The organism is Streptomyces coeruleofuscus, assembly GCF_039532725.1.
In the GTDB taxonomy this organism is placed as follows: domain Bacteria; phylum Actinomycetota; class Actinomycetes; order Streptomycetales; family Streptomycetaceae; genus Streptomyces; species Streptomyces coeruleofuscus.
This window is the reverse complement of sequence record NZ_BAAASE010000002.1, coordinates 465168-485661: the sequence shown is the minus strand read 5'-3', so window position 1 is coordinate 485661 and position 20494 is coordinate 465168. Positions and strand designations below refer to the sequence as shown.

20 protein-coding genes are annotated in these 20494 nt (G+C 73.7%); 12 read left to right on the top strand and 8 right to left on the bottom strand.

The annotated features are described in order from the left end of the window. The first annotated feature begins 348 nt into the window (after positions 1-348). Positions 349-1575, top strand: a complete 1227-nt coding sequence (gene thrS, locus ABFX81_RS09330; protein WP_346137991.1) for a threonine--tRNA ligase — start codon at positions 349-351, stop codon at positions 1573-1575. 6 nt (positions 1576-1581) lie between these two features. Here thrS and ABFX81_RS09325 read toward each other — a convergent pair whose 3' ends face one another. Continuing rightward, a complete protein-coding gene (locus ABFX81_RS09325; RefSeq protein ID WP_086850898.1) occupies positions 1582-2139 on the bottom strand; it encodes a pyridoxamine 5'-phosphate oxidase family protein in 558 nt (185 codons plus the stop codon). Positions 2140-2268: 129 nt separating this feature from the next. On the opposite strand from ABFX81_RS09325, the gene ABFX81_RS09320 reads away from it, so the two are divergent. Further along, complete coding sequence (locus tag ABFX81_RS09320) at positions 2269-3225, top strand: nucleoside hydrolase (protein ID WP_086850900.1); 957 nt, start codon at positions 2269-2271, stop codon at positions 3223-3225. A 74-nt stretch (positions 3226-3299) separates the two neighbouring features. Here ABFX81_RS09320 and ABFX81_RS09315 read toward each other — a convergent pair whose 3' ends face one another. Next, a complete protein-coding gene (locus ABFX81_RS09315; RefSeq protein ID WP_346137900.1) occupies positions 3300-4241 on the bottom strand; it encodes an LAETG motif-containing sortase-dependent surface protein in 942 nt (313 codons plus the stop codon). A gap of 319 nt (positions 4242-4560) precedes the next feature. On the opposite strand from ABFX81_RS09315, the gene ABFX81_RS09310 reads away from it, so the two are divergent. Both ABFX81_RS09310 and ABFX81_RS09305 read left to right on the top strand, forming a co-directional pair. Next, positions 4561-6222 (top strand): alpha-amylase family glycosyl hydrolase, encoded by a 1662-nt coding sequence (locus ABFX81_RS09310; protein WP_086850387.1) that lies wholly within the window; start codon positions 4561-4563, stop codon positions 6220-6222. Positions 6223-6526: 304 nt separating this feature from the next. Then, on the top strand, positions 6527-7255 hold the full coding sequence (locus ABFX81_RS09305) for a hypothetical protein (protein WP_086850386.1): 729 nt from the start codon (positions 6527-6529) through the stop codon (positions 7253-7255). On the opposite strand, the gene ABFX81_RS09300 is transcribed toward ABFX81_RS09305, so the two are convergent. Continuing rightward, complete coding sequence (locus tag ABFX81_RS09300) at positions 7249-7737, bottom strand: hypothetical protein (protein ID WP_086850385.1); 489 nt, start codon at positions 7735-7737, stop codon at positions 7249-7251. The genes ABFX81_RS09305 and ABFX81_RS09300 overlap by 7 nt on opposite strands. Positions 7738-7838: 101 nt before the next feature. Then, positions 7839-8213 carry a DUF6479 family protein gene (locus ABFX81_RS09295; RefSeq protein WP_086850384.1) on the bottom strand — a complete coding sequence of 125 codons (375 nt, stop codon included), beginning with the start codon at positions 8211-8213 and terminating at the stop codon, positions 7839-7841. Positions 8214-8353: 140 nt separating this feature from the next. Here ABFX81_RS09295 and ABFX81_RS09290 point away from each other — a divergent pair, with 140 nt between their 5' ends. Both ABFX81_RS09290 and ABFX81_RS09285 read left to right on the top strand, forming a co-directional pair. Further along, on the top strand, positions 8354-9205 hold the full coding sequence (locus tag ABFX81_RS09290) for a hypothetical protein (RefSeq protein ID WP_086850383.1): 852 nt from the start codon (positions 8354-8356) through the stop codon (positions 9203-9205). Between the two features lie 133 nt (positions 9206-9338). Continuing rightward, positions 9339-9752 carry a DUF5994 family protein gene (locus ABFX81_RS09285; RefSeq protein ID WP_086850382.1) on the top strand — a complete coding sequence of 138 codons (414 nt, stop codon included), beginning with the start codon at positions 9339-9341 and terminating at the stop codon, positions 9750-9752. Positions 9753-9761: 9 nt separating this feature from the next. Here the strand turns inward: ABFX81_RS09285 and ABFX81_RS09280 are convergent, their stop codons facing one another. Beyond that, a complete protein-coding gene (locus tag ABFX81_RS09280) occupies positions 9762-10124 on the bottom strand; it encodes a DUF1304 domain-containing protein (RefSeq protein ID WP_086850389.1) in 363 nt (120 codons plus the stop codon). Positions 10125-11008: 884 nt separating this feature from the next. Between ABFX81_RS09280 and ABFX81_RS09275 the strand changes: the two genes are divergently transcribed. Together ABFX81_RS09275 and ABFX81_RS09270 are read left to right on the top strand one after the other, a co-directional pair. Next, positions 11009-12907, top strand: a complete 1899-nt coding sequence (locus ABFX81_RS09275; protein ID WP_086850380.1) for a hypothetical protein — start codon at positions 11009-11011, stop codon at positions 12905-12907. Between the two features lie 211 nt (positions 12908-13118). Beyond that, the gene (locus tag ABFX81_RS09270; RefSeq protein ID WP_086850379.1) at positions 13119-13667 is read left to right on the top strand and encodes a tellurite resistance TerB family protein; all 549 of its coding nucleotides are present in this window, start codon (positions 13119-13121) and stop codon (positions 13665-13667) included. 93 nt (positions 13668-13760) lie between these two features. Here the strand turns inward: ABFX81_RS09270 and ABFX81_RS09265 are convergent, their stop codons facing one another. Together ABFX81_RS09265 and ABFX81_RS09260 are read right to left on the bottom strand one after the other, a co-directional pair. Then, positions 13761-14654 carry a serine hydrolase gene (locus tag ABFX81_RS09265; protein ID WP_086850378.1) on the bottom strand — a complete coding sequence of 298 codons (894 nt, stop codon included), beginning with the start codon at positions 14652-14654 and terminating at the stop codon, positions 13761-13763. Continuing rightward, positions 14651-15646, bottom strand: a complete 996-nt coding sequence (locus tag ABFX81_RS09260) for a LysR substrate-binding domain-containing protein (protein ID WP_086850377.1) — start codon at positions 15644-15646, stop codon at positions 14651-14653. The genes ABFX81_RS09265 and ABFX81_RS09260 overlap by 4 nt, the downstream gene beginning before the upstream one ends. 84 nt (positions 15647-15730) lie before the next feature. Between ABFX81_RS09260 and ABFX81_RS09255 the strand changes: the two genes are divergently transcribed. The 4 genes from ABFX81_RS09255 to ABFX81_RS09240 all read left to right on the top strand — a co-directional run bounded on the left by ABFX81_RS09255 (position 15731) and on the right by ABFX81_RS09240 (position 19506). Next, positions 15731-17365: a penicillin-binding transpeptidase domain-containing protein gene (locus ABFX81_RS09255; protein WP_086850376.1), complete on the top strand. Its 1635-nt coding sequence runs from the start codon at positions 15731-15733 to the stop codon at positions 17363-17365. A 14-nt stretch (positions 17366-17379) separates the two neighbouring features. Continuing rightward, positions 17380-18336, top strand: coding sequence for a class A beta-lactamase (gene bla / locus ABFX81_RS09250; protein WP_086850375.1), 957 nt, complete (start codon positions 17380-17382; stop codon positions 18334-18336). A 66-nt stretch (positions 18337-18402) separates the two neighbouring features. Continuing rightward, positions 18403-18768 carry a DUF952 domain-containing protein gene (locus ABFX81_RS09245; protein WP_086850374.1) on the top strand — a complete coding sequence of 122 codons (366 nt, stop codon included), beginning with the start codon at positions 18403-18405 and terminating at the stop codon, positions 18766-18768. Positions 18769-18789: 21 nt separating this feature from the next. After that, the gene (locus ABFX81_RS09240) at positions 18790-19506 is read left to right on the top strand and encodes a DUF4328 domain-containing protein (protein ID WP_346137899.1); all 717 of its coding nucleotides are present in this window, start codon (positions 18790-18792) and stop codon (positions 19504-19506) included. On the opposite strand, the gene ABFX81_RS09235 is transcribed toward ABFX81_RS09240, so the two are convergent. Further along, on the bottom strand, positions 19503-20381 hold the full coding sequence (locus ABFX81_RS09235; protein ID WP_086855405.1) for a putative RNA methyltransferase: 879 nt from the start codon (positions 20379-20381) through the stop codon (positions 19503-19505). The genes ABFX81_RS09240 and ABFX81_RS09235 overlap by 4 nt on opposite strands. Between the last annotated feature and the right edge of the window lie 113 nt (positions 20382-20494).

Below are 20494 nucleotides of genomic sequence, written 5' to 3'. Positions count from 1 at the left end.
GCGGGAAGTTCATGGAGGTGCCTCGGGACGGGCGGGCTCTCCAAGATCGGGTACGTGCTTTTACGGCACCACCACGAGGGGCGGCACACCAGTGCGACGGGCTGTTCGGGTGAGGGGGCGCACGCGCTGCCGGTGCCCGCCGTAAAGCCGTCGCCCCGCCCGCCGTCCTTCTGTTACGGTCCCGCCCATGAAGCGCGCCAAGCCGTTCCCGTCTCTCACGACGACGCCGGAGAGTGTCCCGGCGCGCTGACAGCTGACGCAGATGTCCGAAGCCCCGGGGCGAGTGCCCCGGGGCTTCGCCGTGCGGTGCTCGCCTCAAGACGCGAGGAGCCCGCCATGCACGACCACATGCACGACCACCGACGGCTCGGCCGTGAACTGCACCTCTTCGACACCGACCCGCTGATGGGCGCGGGGCTGCCGTACTGGCTGCCCGACGGCGCGATCGTGCGGCACACCCTGGAGGAGTACGTCCGCGAGGCGGAACAGCGGGCCGGCTACCGGCACGTGTACTCACCCGTCCTCGGCAAACGCGAGCTGTACGAGATCTCCGGGCACTGGGACCACTACAGCGAGGACATGTTCCCGCCGATGGACCTCGGCTCGGAGCAGGTCCTGCTCCGCCCGAGCCTGTGCCCGCACCACGCCCTGATCTACCGTTCCCGCTCCCGCAGCTACCGCGAACTGCCCCTCCGCATGGCGGAGTTGGGAGGCATGTACCGCTCGGAGCTGTCCGGCGTCCTCGGTGGCCTGACCCGGGTACGGGCCATCACCCTCAACGACGCGCACATCTTCTGCACCCTGGAACAGGCCGTCGAGGAGGCGCGTGCCGCGCTGGAGCTGATCGGCCGGGCCTACGCGGACCTGGGCATCCGTGCGGCCCGCCACCGTCTCTCCCTGCCCGTCGGGGGCGGCAAGTACGTGGCGGACCCGGACCTGTGGCGGCGGGCCACCGCCCTGCTGCGCGAAGTCCTGGACGGCTCGGGCATCCCCTACGAGGCCGCCGAGGGCGAGGCGGCCTTCTACGGCCCGAAGATCGACGTGCAGATCGCCGACCCCGCCGGGCGGGAGGCCACCCTCTCCACCGTCCAGATCGACTTCCACCAGCCCGAACGCTTCGACCTGCACTACATCGGCCCCGACGGGGCGAAGCACCGCCCGGTCATGGTGCACCGCAGCGTCATCGGCAGCGTGGAGCGCGCGGTCGCCCACCTCGTCGAGGCCCACGGCGGAGCCTTCCCGCCCTGGCTGGCACCCGTGCAGCTGGTGGTGCTCCCGGTGGGCGACGACCAGGCGGGCCACGCCCACGAACTCGTCCGCCGCGCCCGCGGACTCGGCCTGCGCGCCGAGGTGTCCGGCCCCGAGCACGGCACCCTCGCCGCCCGTGTCCGCGAGGCCCGGCTCGTCCCGTACCAGGCGGTGATCGGCGGTCGGGAGGCCGCCGCCGGCCTCGTGGCACCCCGGTTGCGTGACGGGCACCGCCCGGACCCCCTCCCCGCTGCCGAGCTGCTGCGCCGTATCGGGGACCGGGTAGCGGCCCGCGCCACCGGCCTGTGGGAACCGGCAGCCGTCTGAGCGGGCTCAGAACGCCCAACGTGTGTGGCTGAAGACCCCGTTGTCGCGGCCGAAGCCGTACGCCGTCGCCGGTGCCAGCGCGAACACCACGTCGTCCCCGCTCCGGATCGCGTCTCCGATGCCGTGGAAGGTGCCCTCGGGGGAGGTGATGTGCGGCCCGTACTTCGTCTCGTACGCCGTGATCACCTCCTCCAGCAGCGCCGGGTCGGTGACCGGCTCCGCCGTGCCCTCGACCACGAGGTCGAGCCCCCGGGCGAGTGAGTTCGCGCCGGTGGTCAGGGCGCAGTGCGCGTCGTGCGCGAGGTTCCTCGCCTTCTGTTCCTCCCTGCCGGTGGAGAAGTACAGCGCTCCGTCGTGCCAGGCGGCGATGCAGGGCGTGACGTGCAGTCTGCCGCCGGGCCGCACGGTGGACACCCAGAAGATCTCGGCGGCCGCCAGATGCCGCTGGGCCTCGGCCCAGTCGGTGGCGGTGACGTCCGAGGCACCCGGGCGCGGATTGAGCGCGGAACTGTAACGGGCGTCGAGCTCGGTCGTGGGCTGCTTGGCGGGTCCTGGTTCGGGCATGGCGGATCTCCTTCGTCGGCTCTCTCCGACAACGATCGGCGGCCCGCGCCGAAACCATCACCACCCCGGGCCGTAGGGTCGCGGGTACCGCTCCACCCCGGAGCGGCCGGAGCGGAAGGAGGCCCAGTCGTGACGGACGGTCAGCGTATTCCGGTGATCATCGACTGCGACACCGGCGTCGACGACGCCCTCGCCCTGCTGTTCGCCGTACGGCACCCGGCACTCGACGTGCGGGCGATCACCTGCGTGGCCGGGAACACGGACGTGGACGGCGTGGTCCGCAACACCCTGACCGTGCTGGAGGTGGCCGGTGCCGGTGACATCCCCGTCGCCCGGGGTGCCGAGCGTCCGCTGATCGAGCCCGTGCGGACGGCACGGCATGTGCACGGGCAGGACGGGATGGGCGATCTGGGGCTGCCCGCGCCGACCCGCGTGCCGGTCGACGTGGACGCGGTGACGCTGCTGCGTCGCGAGATCCTCGCCTCGCCGAGGCCGGTCACGCTGATTCCCATGGCGCCCCTGACGAACATCGCGCTGCTGCTGCGGACGCACCCCGAGGTGACCCGCAACATCGAGCGGATCGTGTTCATGGGCGGAGCGGTCGCGACCGGGAATGCCACGCCGGTCGCGGAGTTCAACGTGTGGCACGACCCGGAGGCCGCCGCGGTCCTGCTCACCGCGGGTGTGCCGATCACGATGTACGGCCTGGACGTGTTCAAGAAGGTTCTGGTGTCCGCGGGGGAGGTGGAGCGGCTGCGGTCGAGCGCCGAGCCGAGCCTGCGGATGGCCGGTGAGCTGCTCGCCCACCGGGACCCGGCCACGTCGGGCGATCCCACGCCCACGGGCGGCCTCGGTGACGCGGGTGCGGTCTGCGCGGTCGTCGACCCGAAGGGCCTGACCACCGAGCGCCTGCCGGTCGAGGTCGTCCTGGCCCCGGGTCCCGCGCGCGGCCAGACGATCGTCGACCGCCGGCCACGGCTCGGGGAGTCCGAGATCCACGAGGGCATGCGCGAGCAGCCGCTGGTGGAGGTGGCGTTGGATGTGGATGTGGAGCGGTACGTGAATCTGTACCTGGAGACGGTGTAGCGCTGCCCGTTCGAAGACCCCGCCCTGACGGGTCCTGGTGGGACACCGTCAGGGCGGGGGGGTGCGCTGAGCGACTAAGCGGCGTTGCGCTTCGCCGCGCGGCGGCGGGTGGTGAGGACGATCGCCGCGCCGCCCGCGAGCAGTGCGGCCGCGCCGATGGCGATCGGGCCCGTGCTGCTGTTGGCGCCCGTCTCGGCGAGGTCGCCACCGCCGCCGTTCGGCTTGGGGGCCGGGGGCGTCGTCGACTCGGAGGCGGACGGGGTGGGGGTGTCCGTTTCCGTGGCGGGGGGCGTCGAGGGCTCGGCGGGCTCCGACGGGGTGGCCGGCGGCGTGGTCCCCTCGGCCGGCTTCGAGGGGGTGGCCGGGGGCGTCGAGCTCGCCGGAGGCTCCGCCGGCGGAGGCGTCGTCGTGCAGTCCTTCGTGCCGCCGTTCCAGGCCGCGATCAGCCTGTCCTTGATGACCGGACGGTCCGGACCCTTGGGCAGCTCGCCGTGCTCGAAGCCGTCCTTCGCCTCGAGGTCGCCGTCGAACTTCACCGCGCCCCGGTAGAGGTCGATCTGCCCGAAGCAGCCCTTGTCCGGGATGGCGATGTCGAGCGAGTCGGTGCCGCCCGGCTTGACCGTGACCGTGTCGAAGTCGACGAACACCTGCTCGCCGGAGGTCTCGAAGGTCGCCCCGTGCGCGAGGTAGGAGGCCAGGGAGGCCGTGCACGTCGTCGCGTCGCCGGCCGTGCGGACCTTGACGTGGACCTTGCCGTCCTCGGTCGGCTTCAGGTTCTGGTCGTCGACCTTCACCGAGTCGAAGAAGTTCACGCCGTCGAGCGAGAACTGGCAGCGGTCGGTCCCGGTCTCCGTGCCCGCGCCGGTCCCGGGCTTGTAGGTGCCGCCGGACGACCAGCCGTCCCCGCCGGGCGTACCGGTGGCGAACGCGGTGGTGGCGGATGCGGCGCACAGGGCGAGGGCCGCGGCGCCCGTCCCCAGCAGGCGGCGCGCGGTGACACGTCTCGCTATGGACATAGGGGTATCCCGTTTCTTGGCGTGTGCCTGAACCCGGGTGACGGCAAGCGGGCAGCGCGCGGCGCACGGCTGCCGGGGGCCACACCGGGGTGAGTGGTCTGAGAAACACTGGGCTCATTGGTCACATGCGCCTCAGTGCGCCCCCATCGTGGCCGTGCCGCAGCAGGCTGTCAACCTGCGGGTATGCAATGAGAGTTGCTCCGTCATCACACTTTCATCACAGCGGGAATGGATTACTCCGATCGATGCCATGGTTCCTTTTTCCGGCATTCTGGACAGATTCAATGCTGTCGCCCGTATGCCCTGCGAAGGAGACCGCGTGACCGATCGCTCCACCCTCGACCTGTCGTCCCGGGACCCCGACTGGTGGCGCCAGGCCGTCGTGTACCAGATCTATCCCCGCAGCTTTGCCGACGCCGACGGTGACGGCCTCGGCGACCTGCGCGGTATCACCCGACGCCTGACCCACCTCGCCGCCCTGGGCGTGGACGCCCTGTGGCTGAGCCCCTTCTACCCGTCCGAGCTGGCCGACGGCGGCTACGACGTCGCCGACCCCCGCGGCGTCGACCCGCGCCTGGGCACGCTCGACGACTTCGACGCCCTGGTCGCCGAGGCCCACCGGCTCGGACTGAAGGTCATCGTCGACATCGTGCCCAACCACTCCTCGGACCAGCACGCCTGGTTCCAGGAGGCCCTGCGCTCCGGGCCCGGATCCGCGGCCCGCGACCGGTACGTCTTCCGCGACGGCCGCGGCGAGCGCGGCGAACTCCCGCCCACCGACTGGCAGTCCGTCTTCGGCGGCAGCGCCTGGAAACGGGTCCCGGACGGCCAGTGGTACCTGCACCTGTTCGCCCCCGAACAGCCCGACCTCAACTGGGAGAATCAGGAGGTCCGCGCCGACTACCGCACCACCCTGCGCTTCTGGTCCGACCGCGGGGTCGACGGCTTCCGGGTCGATGTCGCCCACGCCCTCGTCAAGGACCTGAGCGAACCGCTGCGCGACCTCGGCGCGCCCGAGCTGAGCCGCGAGGAGGCCCTCACCGGCATGCCGCCCGGCTCGCACCCCTTCTACGACCGCGACGACGTGCACGAGATCTACCGCGACTGGCGCAAGATCCTGGACGCCTACCGCCCGCCCCGGATGGCCGTCGCCGAGGCGTGGGTGCCAGGGGCCCGGCGCGCGCTGTACGCCCGTCCGGACGAGCTTGGCCAGGCCTTCAACTTCGAGTACCTGGAGGCCGGTTGGGACGCGGCCGAGCTGAGGCAGGTCATCACCGAGTCGCTGGCCACCGCCCGGGCGGCGGGTGCCTCGGCCACCTGGGTGCTGTCCAACCACGACGTCGTCCGCCACGCTTCCCGGCTGATGCTCCCGCCCGGCACCGACCTCAACGCCTGGCTGCTCTCCGGCGGTCACGCCCCGGCCGTCGACGAGGCGGCCGGGCTGCGCCGGCCCAGGGCGGCCACCCTGCTGATGCTGGCGCTGCCCGGCTCGGCCTACGTCTACCAGGGCGAGGAGCTCGGCCTGCCCGAGGTCGCCGACCTGCCCACCGAGGTGCTCCAGGACCCCATCTGGGAGCAGACGGGCCACGTCCGCAAGGGCCGCGACGGCTGCCGGGTGCCGCTGCCGTGGACCACGACCGGACCGTCGTACGGCTTCGGTCCGGGCGGCGCCTGGCTGCCGCAGCCGCCCGGCTTCGCCGCCTACGCCGTCGAGGCGCAGGACGGCGTCGAGGGCTCGACCCTGGAGCTGTACCGCACGGCCCTGAAGCTGCGCCGCAAACTGCTCGACGGCGAGGAGCTGACCTGGGCGGCGGACGCCCCCGACGGCGTGCTCCAGTTCGACCGCTGCGAGGGCTGGCGCTGCGTGACGAACCTGTCCGGCGCGGCGGTCCCGCTGCCCGCCGGTGAGGTGCTGCTGAGCAGCGCCCCGCTGGAGGACGGCCGGCTGGGGCCGGACACGACGGTGTGGCTCGGGCGGTAGCCCGGGGCCCGGCTCGCCCCGCCGGGTACGGACGCGGCGGGGTGAGCGGAGGCGGCCGGGCCTGACCGTCCGGCACCGGCAGGGGGCCGGACGGCGCTCGGGCGCGGCGGTCCCGGCGGCGTTCAGGTCACGGCGGCCGGCGCGTGCCCTGCGCCGGTACGCGCCCGCGCGGGGCGCCCACCGCTGTGCGGGCGTCCGGCGTCCGCCACCCGCACGGCCCAGCAACAGGTGCCACCTGCGAGGAGGCCCGGCGAGAATCGCAGGCGGAGTGCCGTCGACGTCCGCACAGGGAGCCCCGCCCGCCATGAACAGGTCCAGGAAGACAGCAGCCGTGGCGGGGGCCGTCGTCGCGGGGGTGCTCGCGTTGCCCGGCCCGTCGGCGGCGGCCCGGGACGGTGAGCTGTGGGGTGCCGCGACCATCGCACCAGGCCGGGAGGGCATCGTCGAGGTCGCGGGCGCCCATGGCACGGCGCCGGGGGCCACGCTGACACTGACGGCGCCCCGGGGCGCCCGGGTGACGGCCACGCCGCTCGACGCGCCCGGCTACCTGGGCCGGGTCGCCGCCGACGGCCGCAGCGGGACGTACACCGTCACCGGCGACGCGGCCGGGCAGGGCCGTCGGTTCCCCTTCGTGCTCGCGGTCCCCGCGGACGCCGTGCCCGGCACGCGGCTGCGCGACTGCGTCCTGCTGATCACCGACGCGCACGGCGTACGGCAGGCGGCCGGCCGGTGTGCCGTGACCGTGGGGCTGGCCGGGCCGACGCTGACCCGCCCGTTGTCCGGCGTGCCGCTGGACGTGCGGCCGCCGATCGCCGGTACGGCGCACCCCGGCGCCCGGATCAGCGTCCGCGACAAGGACGACCGGGAGATCTGCGTGACCACCGCCGCCCCCGCCGGCACCTGGGCCTGCACCCCGGGCCCGGCGTTCCCAGCGGGCGCCAACCGGCTCCAGGCCGTCGCCACCCTGAACGGGGTGAGCGCCATGAGCGAGCAGATCGACATCTCGGTGGCGGACGCCGGCGCCGGTCAGTAGCGCACGGCCCGGGCGACCTCGGCCCGGACCTCGCCGGACAGGTCGTGGGTGCTGCGGGCGGTGGCCGTGGCGGAGTCGCCCGCCTGCACGTGCTCCACGGTGACGATCACCGTGTCGATCAGGCGGCCCCCGGCGTCGTTGAAGTCGACCTGGACGGCGAAGGACCTGGCCGAGTCGTCGGTGTTGTCGACGGTGACCTCGGCCCGGGCCCGGTCGTCGGAGCCGACGGTGGGCGCGCCGACCTTCACATCGCCCTTGACGTCGATGCCGCCGCTGATGTCGTCGAGCCGGCGTCCGGCCTCCGCCGTGGCCGACTCCACGGCCTCGGAGGCCTGCGAGGCGATCGACCCGACCGCCGACTCCGCCTTGCGGGCGGTGTCCGCGGGGCTGTCGCCGCCGCAGCCGGTGAGCACGGCGGACAGGGCGAGCGCCAGCGCCGCACCGCCCGTCGCCCAGCGCGTCCGGTGGCGGGCAGCAGCCATGTCGCCTCCCTGGTTCCCTTCCGACACCTTCGGACGTCTTACGGCCTCACGGCGCCACGTATGCCGAGGCCGCGGCGTCACGTGTGTCCGAGGCCGCGGCGTCACGTGTGTCCGATGCCGCCGCCGCCGAACGATCCGCTGGATCCGGGCAGCCAGCGGCGGGGCTTCTGGTCCTTGCCCGTCCTGGTGCTCGCGTGGTGCAGCTCATGGGGCAGCAGCCGCTCGCCGTCGCGCGTCACGACCGGCATCTCGTCGGGCTCCCGCATCTCCCGCATCTCCCGGACCGGCCCGCCGTCCGGGAGGTGCGGCTGCTCCTCGGGAGCGGGGTGGTGCGTGTCCTTGTCCATGACGCGCATGCCGACCCGCACGGACCAGATCAGCGCGAGGGCGATGACCGCCCCGCCGATGAAGGCGATGGTCACGGCGACCGCGTGATCTGAGGACGCCGCCAGCAGTTCATACGTTGCCGTACTCATGCTCCGATTATCGCCGACGTAATGCGATAAAGCGCCCGCAATGTCCAGACCTGGGCATCCGCCCCGGGGCCGGGCAACCTTCGCGGGGCCTGCGACGACCAGACGGTGATACCCCGTCCCCCCACACGAGGGAGATCACCATGCGCAGACACCTCGCACGGCTGCTCACCGTGCTCGCCGTGCTGGCGGCCGCGTTGGCCACCCCCGGCATGGCGAGCGGCAGGGCGCAGGCCGCCGACGAGTGGAACCCGCCCGCGCACCTCGTCCAGCCCCTGAACGAGGTGTGGAACCACGTCGAGTCGACCTACGGCAACCTGTACGGCTTCCGCAACTACGGCTGGGACCAGGTCATGGCCAACCGCGGAAGCGTCAACTACTGCGTCCGCTGGGAGTCCGACGCCCCGGTCAGCGCCGCCCTGCGCGACCGGATCCACGCCGCGCTGAAGAAGCAGTTCGGCAAGTGGATGACGGCCATGACCGAGAACGGCAAGGGGCACAACGCCTGGCCGTACACGAACGTCCCCGTCAACATCGTCGGCTGGGCGGTGAAGAACCGCTCCACCCTCCAGTGGACCGACAACTCCGTCGACATCTACACCGGCATCCTCGACAGCGGCGGCGCCCCGCAGTGCGCCCCGGACTGCGGCCGCTTCTTCCACCAGGACGGCGACTACTCGAAGTGCCCGGGCGGCGCCGCCCGCCACTACGACCAGTCGCTGTGGCTGACCAAGGGCTTCGGCGGCGGCGCGGGCGGTGACTGGGGCCAGCGCATGGGCCAGGAGTACTTCACCGGTGCCCTGAACCAGGAGAACATCCACATCTACCTGCACGAGGTCGGCCACACCTTCGGCCTCGACGACTTCTACGACTGGTCGCCGACCGGCCAGTGCTGCTTCCTGATGAAGGCGGGCAGCGCCACGCAGATCACCGAGTTCGACAAGTGGATGCTGCGTGACTTCTGGCGCCATCTGAAGAGCCGCTACGGCCTCTGACCGACCCCGGGCGGTGCGGGCGGCCCCGGCTCCCGTGCCGCTCTCCGGCGTACGGTGGAAGAACCGGGGGTATTCCGCAACCGGTGGCCGGCGGTCTCCCGGCCACGCCCCCCCGTTCGCAGCAGGAGTCCCGATGACGTCCGCCTCCTCGCCCTCGCCGCCCTTCCCGGCCCCCTCCGAGGTCCGGCTGAGACTCGCGGTCCAGCCGCGCCTCGGCCGCACGGCCCGCCGTATCGACGGGGCGTGGTGGCCCCGGTCGTACGACCTGGCCGCGGAACTGCCCGGGCTGCTGGCCGTGCTGCCACGCTCGTGGGGCCGGATCAGCAGCGTCCTGGTCCACGGGGACACCTGGCTCGACTGCCCGGAGCACCTGGACCTCGCCGGCCAGGAGGTTCACGTGGGCCGCAGGGACTCGTCGACCACCCCGGACACCGTCTGCCTGCTCGCGCCCGGCCGGGGCCGCTGGGACCTGCTGGTGGTGCCGCCCGCGACGACGGAGGCGGAGGCGGTCGGCCTCATGGAGCGGGCCGTCACAGAGGGCGAGTGACGCCGGGCGCTAGTGCGCGAGCAGCACCAGCGCCAGGGCGACCAGGGCCGGGACGGTCTGGACGAAGAGGATCTTCCGGCTGGCGGTGGCCGCGCCGTACACCCCCGCGACCGCCACGCACACCAGGAAGAACACCGAGACCTGGAACCCCACCGGGTCGGACGCCACCGCGCCCCAGAGCAGGCCGGCGGCGAGGAAACCGTTGTAGAGGCCCTGGTTCGCGGCCAGGGCCTTCGTGCCTTCCGCGAACTCAACGCTGGTGCCGAAGGCCGCGCGGGCTCGCGGAGTGGTCCACAGGAACATCTCCAGCACCAGGATGTAGGCGTGGAGGGCGGCGAGAGCCAGCACCGCGAGGGTGGCGAGGGTCGACATGGGCCGCATCATCGCAGTCTCGCCCGGCCGGTCCTCGCCCGGCCGTCCTCGTTCGGGCCCGTCCGAGAGGCGGCGCGGGGCGCCGGATGGCAGATTGCGGGCAGTGGAAGGCCGGTCCGGGCCGTCGCGTCCCCGCGTGTGCCGCTCGGGAGCCCGGCCCGGCCTTCCCGCCCGGGTGGCGGGTCAGCAGCCGATCCGGCGGTGGAGGCGGGGTCGACGTGCAGGGCCTGGCCGGAGCGGCGGAGGGAGCGCCTCGCTCCCGACGACGTGGGGCCCACGGCGATCGACGGCGAACTCCGGCTCGGGTCCGCCCTTCGGCCGAGGGAGTGGCTCGCGTGGTCGCGAAGGGTGGCCGTTCGGCCGAGGTGGCGGGAGCGGTCCCGGCAGGAGATTGAGGGCCGGTCCTCGACCCCGTGACAGGGGTGAGTGAGGGCCCGTCCCTCCGCCCTGTCACAGGAGTACGGCCATGGCCCTTCAGTTCCGGTCCGCGTCGAGCGCGCCGGCGGTCCCCGCCCCGCGCGCGCTCCGTCACCGGGACGGCCCGCGACAGACCCCGCGCGGAGCGCGCCGGGACGGCCTCTACTGGGCCGGGTCGGCGGTGTTCGCGCTCGCGCTGGCCACGGTGACGACGCTGCCCGCCCACCGGGTGTGGGGTGGGTGCGCGGCCGTCGGCTATGCCGGCCACGCGCTTCGGCTACCTCGTCTATCCGCTGGTGCTGGCCGGCGTGGTTCCGACGTGACCGCTTTCTGCCGTCACATGGCCGATTCTCCGTTGCCTATGAGCCTCAACTTTGATCAGCTGTCTCACTGGTCTTGTTCGATTCTGATCGAGCGTTGCACGGCTCCCAGGGGAGGAGCTTGTGACAAGTGGGGGAGTTTCCTTGATGCATCACGATTCCGTCGTGCTGCGCCGCGCCAGATTCCGGCGCGGTGCCGCGGCTCTGACGTTCGTGGCGTTGACCGCCGGCACCGCCCTGACGGGCGTACCGGTCGCCACGGCCGCCGGCAGCGCGGCCCTCGCCGGGAAGACGTGCACGCCGACGGAGGGGTTCTCCGGCTGCCGGCTGTTCGATCCGACGGGCGCCCGCGAGGAGTTCCAGGTCCCGGCCGGCGTCACGGCGCTGGACGTGCGGGCCTGGGGCCAGGGCGGCGAGGGCACCCCCTCCGCCAACGGCGGCGCGGGCGGCTACACCGCGGGCACGCTCAGCGTCACGCCCGGGGAGCGGCTGTCGCTCGCGGTCGGCGTCCAGCGCTTCGGTGACGCGCTCGGCGGCGCGGGCGGCGGCAAGCGCGCCGCGGTCGGCGGCAACAGCAGCGGTGTCCGCACCGGCGACGGCAAGCCGCTGCTCATCGCCGCCGGTGGTGGCGGCGGCGGGTACGGCAGCCCGGAGTCCGGCCAGGGCGGCCCCGGTGGCGGCGAGCGCGGCCAGGACGGCGGCAAGCCGGAGCGCGGCGGCAAGGGCGCGGCCGGTCCCACCGGCGGCGCGGGCGGCGGCAACGGCTCCCCCGGCGGCGACGCGTCCGCGGGCGGCAAGGGAGGTGCGGGCGGTGCGGGCGGCTCCGGTTCGGGCGGCGAGGGCGGAGGCGGCGGTGCCGGCTACGCGGGCGGCGGCGGTGGCGGCGGCACGGACGAGGCCCGGGGCACGGCCGGCAGCGGGGCGGGCGGCAGCAGCTACGTCGACCCGGGCCGGGTGACCGGCGCCCGGCTGCTCAGCGGCGACCGCACCCAGGCCCCGGCCGAGAAGGACCCCTTCTGGCAGGCCTCCGACGAATCGGGGCGCGGCGGCATCGCCCAGGGCGGCGTCAACACCGACCGTTCCGGCCACGGGCGGATCGTCTTCCAGTGGAAGACCTCCGCGATCGCGGAGCTCACCCAGGTCTCCGGAGGCGGCCAGACCGTTCCGCCGGGCGGCGGCGCGGACCCGGTGGCCGTGGTGGCCCGGGACAAGGCCGGCAACCCGGTCGAGAACGCCTCCGTCACCTTCACGGTCGAGGACCCGGACAAGCTCGGCGCCTCCTTCTTCGTCAAGGGCGGCGCCGACACCACCGAGCTGGCCGTGCCGACCGACGCCCGGGGCCGCGCCCGGTCCGCGCCGCTCCGGATGGGCGACGACAAGGAAGGCGCGTTCACGGTCCGCGCCGAGGCCGGCGGCGCCTCGACGGTCTTCACCGTGAAGGTGAAGAAGTCGTCCTACACCGTGACCGTCGCGGGCGGTGACGACCAGCAGGCCGAACAGGGCGAGGACTTCACGGAGGCCCTCCAGGCCCGTGTGGCCAAGTCGGGCGCCACGGCACCGGCCGGCACGGAGGTCGAGTTCCGGGTCGAGGACGACAGCGACGACGCCCCCCGCTTCGAGGACGGCGAGCAGGTCGTCCGCGTCAGGACCGACGACTCGGGCAAGGCCACGGCGCCGACCCTGACCGCCGGTGAGGGCACGGGCACGTACACCGTCGCCGCGTCGGTCGGTGATGCCATGGCCCAGTTCGCGGTCGAGGTCGTCGCGGGTGACGGGCCCTCGGCGTCCCCGAGCCCCTCGGCCGACCCGACCGCCTCGGCGTCCCCGAGCCCGTCGCCCAGCGCGAGCACCTCGGGCACGACCGGCGGCACCGGCTCCTCGACCACGGGCGGCACGTCGACGGACCTCGACGGCGGCAGCCTCGCCTCGACCGGCGCCGGCGGCATCGGCCTCCTCCTCGCGGCGGCCGCGGCCCTGGCCACGGTGGGCTTCGCGGCGTTCCGCCTCGCCCCGCGCCTGAGGCTCCGCTCGCGCGACGACGCGTGACGCGGCGGCACAGCGCCTGACACCACGCGTCACCGCGACTGCCCGTACCCGATCACCGGGTGCGGGCAGTCGCCGTTTCGGGCGCCGGGGAAACAGGTGAGGAGAGAGGTGCGCGTTTTGCGGAACCTTTGCCCGGGGGTCGGGCGTTGGGCCAGTGAGCGCGCGGGAGCGGGTTCGCGAGATGACTTCCGACGATTACCGAGGTGACTCAATGGCAGTCTGGGACAAGCTCAAGGACCAGGCCAAGGCTCTCCAGCAGAATCAGGGCGGGCGTGGCGCCACTGGTGGGCACAGCGGGGGGACGAGGTCCGGCGGAGGCAGCAAGGCCCAGCTGATCGGTGTGCTGAAGACGCAGCTCGGCTCGCTGAAGACCGAGTTGAAGAGCGGCGCCTACCGGGACGCGAGCATGGCGGTGTGCGCGCTGGTCGCGGCGGCCGACGGGCAGGTGGATCCCGCCGAGCGGCAGCAGGTCGAGTCGATGATCCTCAGCAACGACGTGCTCCAGAACTTCCCGCCGGAGCAGCTGCGGCAGCGTTTCAACAAGCATGTCGACCAGCTCACGATGAACTTCCAGCACGGCAAGGCCGAGGCCATGCAGGAGATCGCCAAGGCCGCCAAGAAGCCCACCGAGGCCCGGGCCGTGATCCAGACCGGCATGGTCATCGCCGGTGCCGACGGCCACTTCTCCCAGGCCGAGGCGACGGTCCTGCGCGAGGCCTGCGCCACGCTGGGGCTGTCCCCGGCCGAATTCCAGCTCTGAGTCCAAGCGGAGGGCCTGTCGTTTGGGTCAGGCCGCAGGAAACTGACGGTGCTGGTCGACCCCGCGTCTGCGGCGTGATCCAAACGACAGGCCCTAGGCCCCCCTCGGTCCTGCCTGGGGGGCCCGCAGCGCGTCCACGGCCAGGCGGGCCGCCGTGCCGATGACCGCGTCGGCGGCGGGCTGAAGGGCGGAGGTGCGGGCCGTGCGGGTGAAGACGGCGACGGCGTAGCGGCCGCCGTCGGGATACTCGACCACGCCGACCTCGTTGCGCACGGTCGGCAGACTGCCCGTCTTGCCCGCCACGTGGACGTCGTCGAAGGGAAACCCGGACGCCAGCCGGTGCGGCCACACCTGGAGCCCGAGGACCCGGCGGATGGCCGCGCCGTGCTCGGGCGTGCACGCCTCGTCGCGCCAGACGGCGGCGAGCAGCCGCGTCATGTCACGCGGGGTGCTGTGGTTGGTGCGGGCCGGGTCCAGCGCCCGCAGCCGTGCGACGACGTGCGGGTCGGCCAGCGACCGTGCGCCGCCGGGGCCGGCGTCCTCCTTGATGGTGGCGAGGAGTTCGCCGAAGGTGTGGACGGCGTGCGTGCCGGTGAGGCCCAGGCGGGCCGTGGTGCGGTTGACGGCGTCGAGACCGACGCGGGCCAGCAGCAGGTCGGCGGCGGCGTTGTCGCTGACGGACATCATCAGATAGGCGAGGTCCCGCAGCGACAGCCGGGCGCCGTCGAGCATGGCGGCGAGTCCCGTCGGGCCGGCGGTGCGGCCTTCGGGCGGGCACTCGATCTGCTCGGTGAGGTCCAGGATCCCCGCCGCGGCCTGCTCGTGGAGCGTGACCAGCAGACAGAGCTTGTGGACGCTGGCGGTGCAGACCGGCCGGTCCGCCCCGGCGTCGAGCTGCGCGCCGCTGTCGATGTCGACGGCGTGCAGCCGGCCGGTGACCCCGGCGTCGGCGAAGGCCGCGTGGATGCGGGCGAGGGCGTCGGTCACAGCCAGTACTCCGATGCCGGGCGCAGGTGCAGCGGGCGGGCAGGCAGGTCGGGGGTCGCGCCGGCGGTGGTGCGCAGCGCGTGTGTGGCGGCCTCGGCGAACGCGGACACGGCGGCGTCCCCGCGTCCCGAGGGCCAGGCGACGGAGTGCCGCAGGGCCAGCGGCGCGCCGGTGAGGGGGCGCCATACGACCCCCTTTTCCGTGTCCACGCCCTCTGCGGCCTCGGCGCCCTCTTTCACTTGCCCGTGCGTGTCCCGCGGGCCGAAGGCCACCGCCTCCGTGGACAGCACCAGTCCGCGTACGAAGCTGGAGCCCAGGGCGTGGCGTACGGCGGGTGGGGTGTAGCCGTTGCGGGCGCAGGTGGTCAGGAGGTCGTCGTAGACGGCGGGGGCACCGGCGCGGGGGAAGAGGATCAGGTCGTGGCCGGTGAGGGAGGCGAGCGGTACCTCGTCGAGCCCGGCCGCCGCAGCGCCGCGCGGCAGCAGCACGCCCAGTTCGCGCCGCAGTACCGGGCCCAGTTCCAGCCCGGAGACGTCGCAGGGGTGGTGGATGAGTCCGACGTCCAGCTCGTGCGCGGCGAACCGTTCCAGTTGCTGGGCGGTGGACAGCTCGTGCAGCTCCAGCTCCAGGCCGCTCGCGCCCGCGCCGGTGAAGCCCGCCAGCAGCGCGGCGACGGTCTCCCCGGAGAGGTCCGGCGGCAGCGCGGCACGCAGCAGGCCGGTCTCGCCGTCCCGGATGCGGCGCGCGGTGGCCATGAACGCCTCGGAGCGGGCGAGCACTTCCCGTGCCTCCGCCAGCAGCAGCGCCCCGGGCTCGGTGAGGGCGACCTGGCGGCTGGTGCGTTCGAAGAGCCGGACTCCCAGGTGCCGTTCCAGGCGCTGGATGCGCTGCGAGAGCGGCGGCTGGGCCATGCCCAGACGAGCCGCGGCCCGGCCGAAGTGTGACTCTTCTGCAACAGCCACGAAGCACTCCAGGTGCCGCACCAGGTCCACGAGCAGTAAGCATATCGGTTCGATATTGATCCGAGATCGATAGCGGTCTTGGACAAGATGCCCGGACGCTGCTGTTCTCGTGGCATGGATCACCACGACCACACCAGTGTCACGACCGGGAGTCGCAGACCGCGCCGGACGGCCCTGCGGGCCGTCACGGCGGGCGCGGTGGTGCTGGCCGTCGCCGCCGGCGGGGCGTTCGCGGCCGGTCTCGGTCCCTTCGAGCGGGACACCGGACCCGACCCCGCGGCCGGGAAACAGGCCCGCGCCTTCCTCGCCGACTGGGCCGCCGGCCGGCTGCCGAGCGCGGCCGGCCGTACGACCAGTCCCGGCACGGCACAGCGGGTGCTGGACAGCTTCACCACCGGCCTCGACATCAGCAAGCCGAAGCTCACCGCCGAGTCCGCGGCCGAGGGCGAGGACGGCACGGTCACCGTCCCGTTCACCGCCCGGATGCCCGTCGAGGGCCTGGGCACCTGGACCTACGAGTCGAAGCTGCCGCTGCGCGAGCAGAGCGACGGCAGTTGGAAGGTGGACTGGAAGCTCTCCCTCGTCCACCCGCGCCTGAGCGACACCGAGAAGTTCCGCCTCGAAAGGGAGGAGACGAAGCCCCCCGAGGTCACCGACCGGGAGGGAACGGCCCTGTCGGGTGCGGAATTTCCTTCCCTGGGGCCGGTCATGGCCCGGCTCGGCGGGGGCGGCGAGGGCACCGGCCCGCGCGGGGCGATCCACCTGGTCGACCGGAGCACCGGGAAGGCCGAGCGCACGGAGGCCACATTCGGCGCGCGGACGGTCCGGGACGCGGGCCCGGTGCGCACGACCCTCGACGCCGACTGGCAGGCCGCCGCCGAGAAGGCCCTGGCCGCCCACGCCGACGGCAAGAACGCCGCGCTCGTCGCCCTGCGGATCGACGACGGCGAGATCCTGGCCGTGGCGAACTCCCCGTCGTCCGGCTTCAACCGCGCGCTGTCCGGCACCTACGCGCCCGGCTCCACCTGGAAGGTCGTCACCAGCAGCGCCCTGCTCCTCAAGGACGCCGTCGCACCGGACGACGTGGTGGACTGCCCCAAGTACCTCACGGTGGGGAAGCGGTTCCAGAACGTGGAGCTGTCCGAGCACCCCGGCGCCACCTTCCACAAGGACTTCACCGAGTCGTGCAACACCGCCTTCATCAGCCTGCGCGACCGGCTCGGCGACGGGGAACTGGGCGATGTGGCCCGCACGTACTTCGGCGTGGGCCAGGAATGGCACGTCGGGGCACCGTCGTACGACGGCTCGGTGCCCGTGCCGAAGGACAAGACCGAGAAGGCCGCCTCGATGATCGGTCAGGGCCGGGTGCAGGCCAACCCGCTGATCATGGCGTCCGTCACGGCCACGGCCGTCTCCGGCACCTTCCACCAGCCCTCGCTCACCGAGGGGAACGAGGACACGACCAGCACGACCCCGCTGCCGGAGGGGGTCGTCGCCCAGCTCCGCCAGATGCTGCGCGCCACCGTCACCGACGGCACCGCGCGCGTCCTGTCCGACCTGCCCGGCGAGATCGGCGCCAAGACCGGCACCGCCGAGGTCTCCGACGACCAGGACAACAACGGCTGGCTCGTCGCGCACCGCGGCAACGTGGCCGTCGCCTGTGTCGTCGAGGAGGGCGTCACCGGCGGCGGCTCCGCCGGGCCCGTCGTCCGCGGTCTGCTGGCCGCCGTCCCCGGCGACTCCGAGTGAGAGGAACACGACGCATGCCCGCCGACGCGCCCGCCCCGTCCCGCCGCGCCTTCCTGGCCGCCGCGGCATCGCTCCCCCTCGCCGGATGCGGCACGGCCGGCCGGGACACCGACCGTGCGGGCCGGGCCACCGCGACCACCCGGCCCGCCCCGGAGCCGAGCCGCCGCACCACCGCGCCGCCCGTCCACCGCCCGCGCCTGGCGGACCTGGAGCGCGAGTACGGCGCCCGCGTCGGCGTCTACGCCCTCGCGACCGGCACCGGCGCCACGGCGGTCCACCGCGCCGACGAGCGCTTCGCGTTCTGCTCGGTCTTCAAGGCCCTGGCCGCCGCGGCGGTCCTGCACCACCGCTCCCTCGACGGCCTGGACCGGCGCGTCACCTACACGCGGGCCGACCTCAGGTCCACCACGCCGATCACCGGGAAGCACGTCGCGACCGGCATGACGCTGCGCCGGCTCTGCGACGCCGCCGTCCGCCACAGCGACGGCACGGCCGGCAACCTGCTCATGCGCGACCTCGGCGGCCCGGCGAAGCTCACCGCCTATCTGCGCGGACTCGGCGACACCGTCAGCCGCATGGACCACTACGAACCGGAACTGCACGACGTACCGCCGGAGGACCCCAGCGACACCACCACCCCCCGCGCGGTCGCCACCGACTTCCACAAGCTGCTCCTGGGCACGGCCCTGCCCGCTGGTGAACGCGCGCTGCTGACGGACTGGCTCTCGCACAACGCCACCCCGGTCGGCGCCCGCCGCATCCGGGCCGGACTCCCCAAGGGCTGGCAGGTGGCCGACAAGACCGGCACGGGCAACTACGGCAGGGCCAACGACATCGCGATCGTCCGCCCGCCCCGCACCGAACCGCTCGTCCTGGCCGTCATGACCGACCGGCCCGGCTACGACGCCGAACCCTCGAACGCCCTGATCGCCGAAGCCACCGCCCGGACCATCACCGCCCTGGGGCTCTAGAGGTCCCGGGCCAGAGATCTCCAGGTCCACAGGCCCCCGGGCCCCGAGTGGCCTATAACGGGGGCCATGATCTACCACTCCGTACCGCTCACCGACTGGAACGCCGCCCCCGACGGTCCGTACGCACCCGCCTCCCTCGCCGAGGAGGGCTTCGTGCACTGCTCACCCGACGAGCCGACCACGCTCGCCGTCGTCAACGCCTTCTACCGGGACGCGCCCCGGCCCCTGCTGGTGCTCGCCCTCGACGAGGCCCGCCTCACCGCGCGGGTGGAGTGGGAGGCGGCGGATCCCGCCCCGCCGCCCGGAGTCGACGCGGGCACCCTGTTCCCGCACGTGTACGGCCCCCTCGACCGGGACGCCGTCGACCACGTCCTCGAGGTGCGCTGGGACGAGCAGGGCCGGGCGGTGGGGCTGGTGGCCAGGAACGGGTGAGCGGTACGACAGGATGACCGGGTGAGCGATCAAGAAACTCCCGTCTCCGGCAAGGCCCCCGACCCGCCCCCGGGCCCCGCCCTGCGCCCGGTCCGTGGCGCGGCCCGCTGCGCCGTCGCCGCGCTCGCCCTCGCCGCGCTGGCCTGGGCGGCCCGGGCGGTCTGGCACGTCCGGCTCGCCATGGCCGGGCAGCCGGCGTCCGGCCCGCCGGACCAGGGCGGCGGCCAACACCGCCCGCTGACCGCCCTGGAGGACTCCTACCACCTGGTCAGCTCCTGGGGCGGCGCCGTCACGCTGCTCTGCGCGCTCGCGTTCCTGCTCTGGCTGGACCGCGTCCGCGACAACGCCCGTGCCCTCTCGGGCACGGAACCGCGGTACGGGTATCCGTGGCTCATCCTGGCCTGGATCGTCCCCGTCGTGAACCTGTGGATACCCCGGGGCATCGTCGCGGACGCCCACCGCTCCGTCTTCCCCGACCGGCGGCTGCCGGCCGTCGTGAACTGGTGGTGGGCCCTGTGGCTGGCCGGTCTGGCCGGCGGCGTGGGCCTCGTCTACGCCGACTCCACCGACGAGGTCATCGCCCGCGCCTACACCGACGTCCTGCCCCTGCTCGCCGCGGACATGGTGATCGTGGCGGCGGCCGGAACCGCCGCCCTCATGATCCGCACGCTCACCACCGCGCAGCAGGAGCGCATGGACGAGACCGCACCGACAGGGCGCCCCGGGACCGCCTCCTAACGCTCCCGCGGCCGGTACACCGACGCGACGAACGAGGCGGTCACCCGCACCGGAGCCGCCAACTCCCCGACAACGCGCCGCAGTTCCGCCTCACCGACGTGACGCGCGGCCGGGCTCATGGTCACCAGGGCGGCGACGTCCTCGGCAGTGAGGCTCATGGTGTACTCCAGCGACTCGGCACGCTCGTGCCGGAAGCGGTCCGCCAACGTCCGTTGCAGGCGCTCCTCCTTCCTGGGGTCGACCGCCAGCAGCCCCACCGACCGGCGCAGTTCGCGCAGGTGCCGGTCGCTGGGCGTGACGACGAGCAGGGCGCCGTCCGGCCGGAGGACGCGGTGGAACTCCGGTCCGTTGCGAGGGGCGAAGACGTTGAGCACCAGGTGGGCGCAGCCGGAGCGGACGGGCCACGGCTGCCAGACGTCCCAGCCGGCGGCCTCGGCGCGGGAATGCGCGCGGGCCGAGGCGCGCAGGGCGTGCGCCGAGCTGTCCAGTCCGAGCCCCATGGCCCCGGGGAGCGCGTCCAGGACGGCCGCGAGGTAGTGACCGGTGCCCGCCCCGGCGTCCAGTACGACGCCGTCGGGCGGGGCGAGTTCCGTGGCGAGCCCCGCGAGGGCGCGGGCGAGAGGGTCGTAGTGCCCGGCCCGGAGGAAGGCGCTGCGGCACCTGACCATGTCGGCGGAGTCGGCGCTCGCGGCGCGCCGGTGGCCGGTCAGCAGACTGACGTATCCGTGGCGGGCGATGTCGAAGGTGTGCCGCCCCGCGCACCGCAGCGCACCGTCGGCGCGCTCCAGGTCGGACGGGCACAGGGGGCAGGTCAGGACGGTCAGCAACCGGTCGGACGGGCGGCGTCGGCCGGTTCCCTGATGAGTGGTCGGCATGAATGCTCCTCGACAGCCCAGCGGGCCAAAAGGCCACGGGCCGAGCTGGATGCAGGCGGTGAACGGCGGATCGTCGGCGCGCCCGCGGACGGCGGGCACGCCGAGGACGGCGA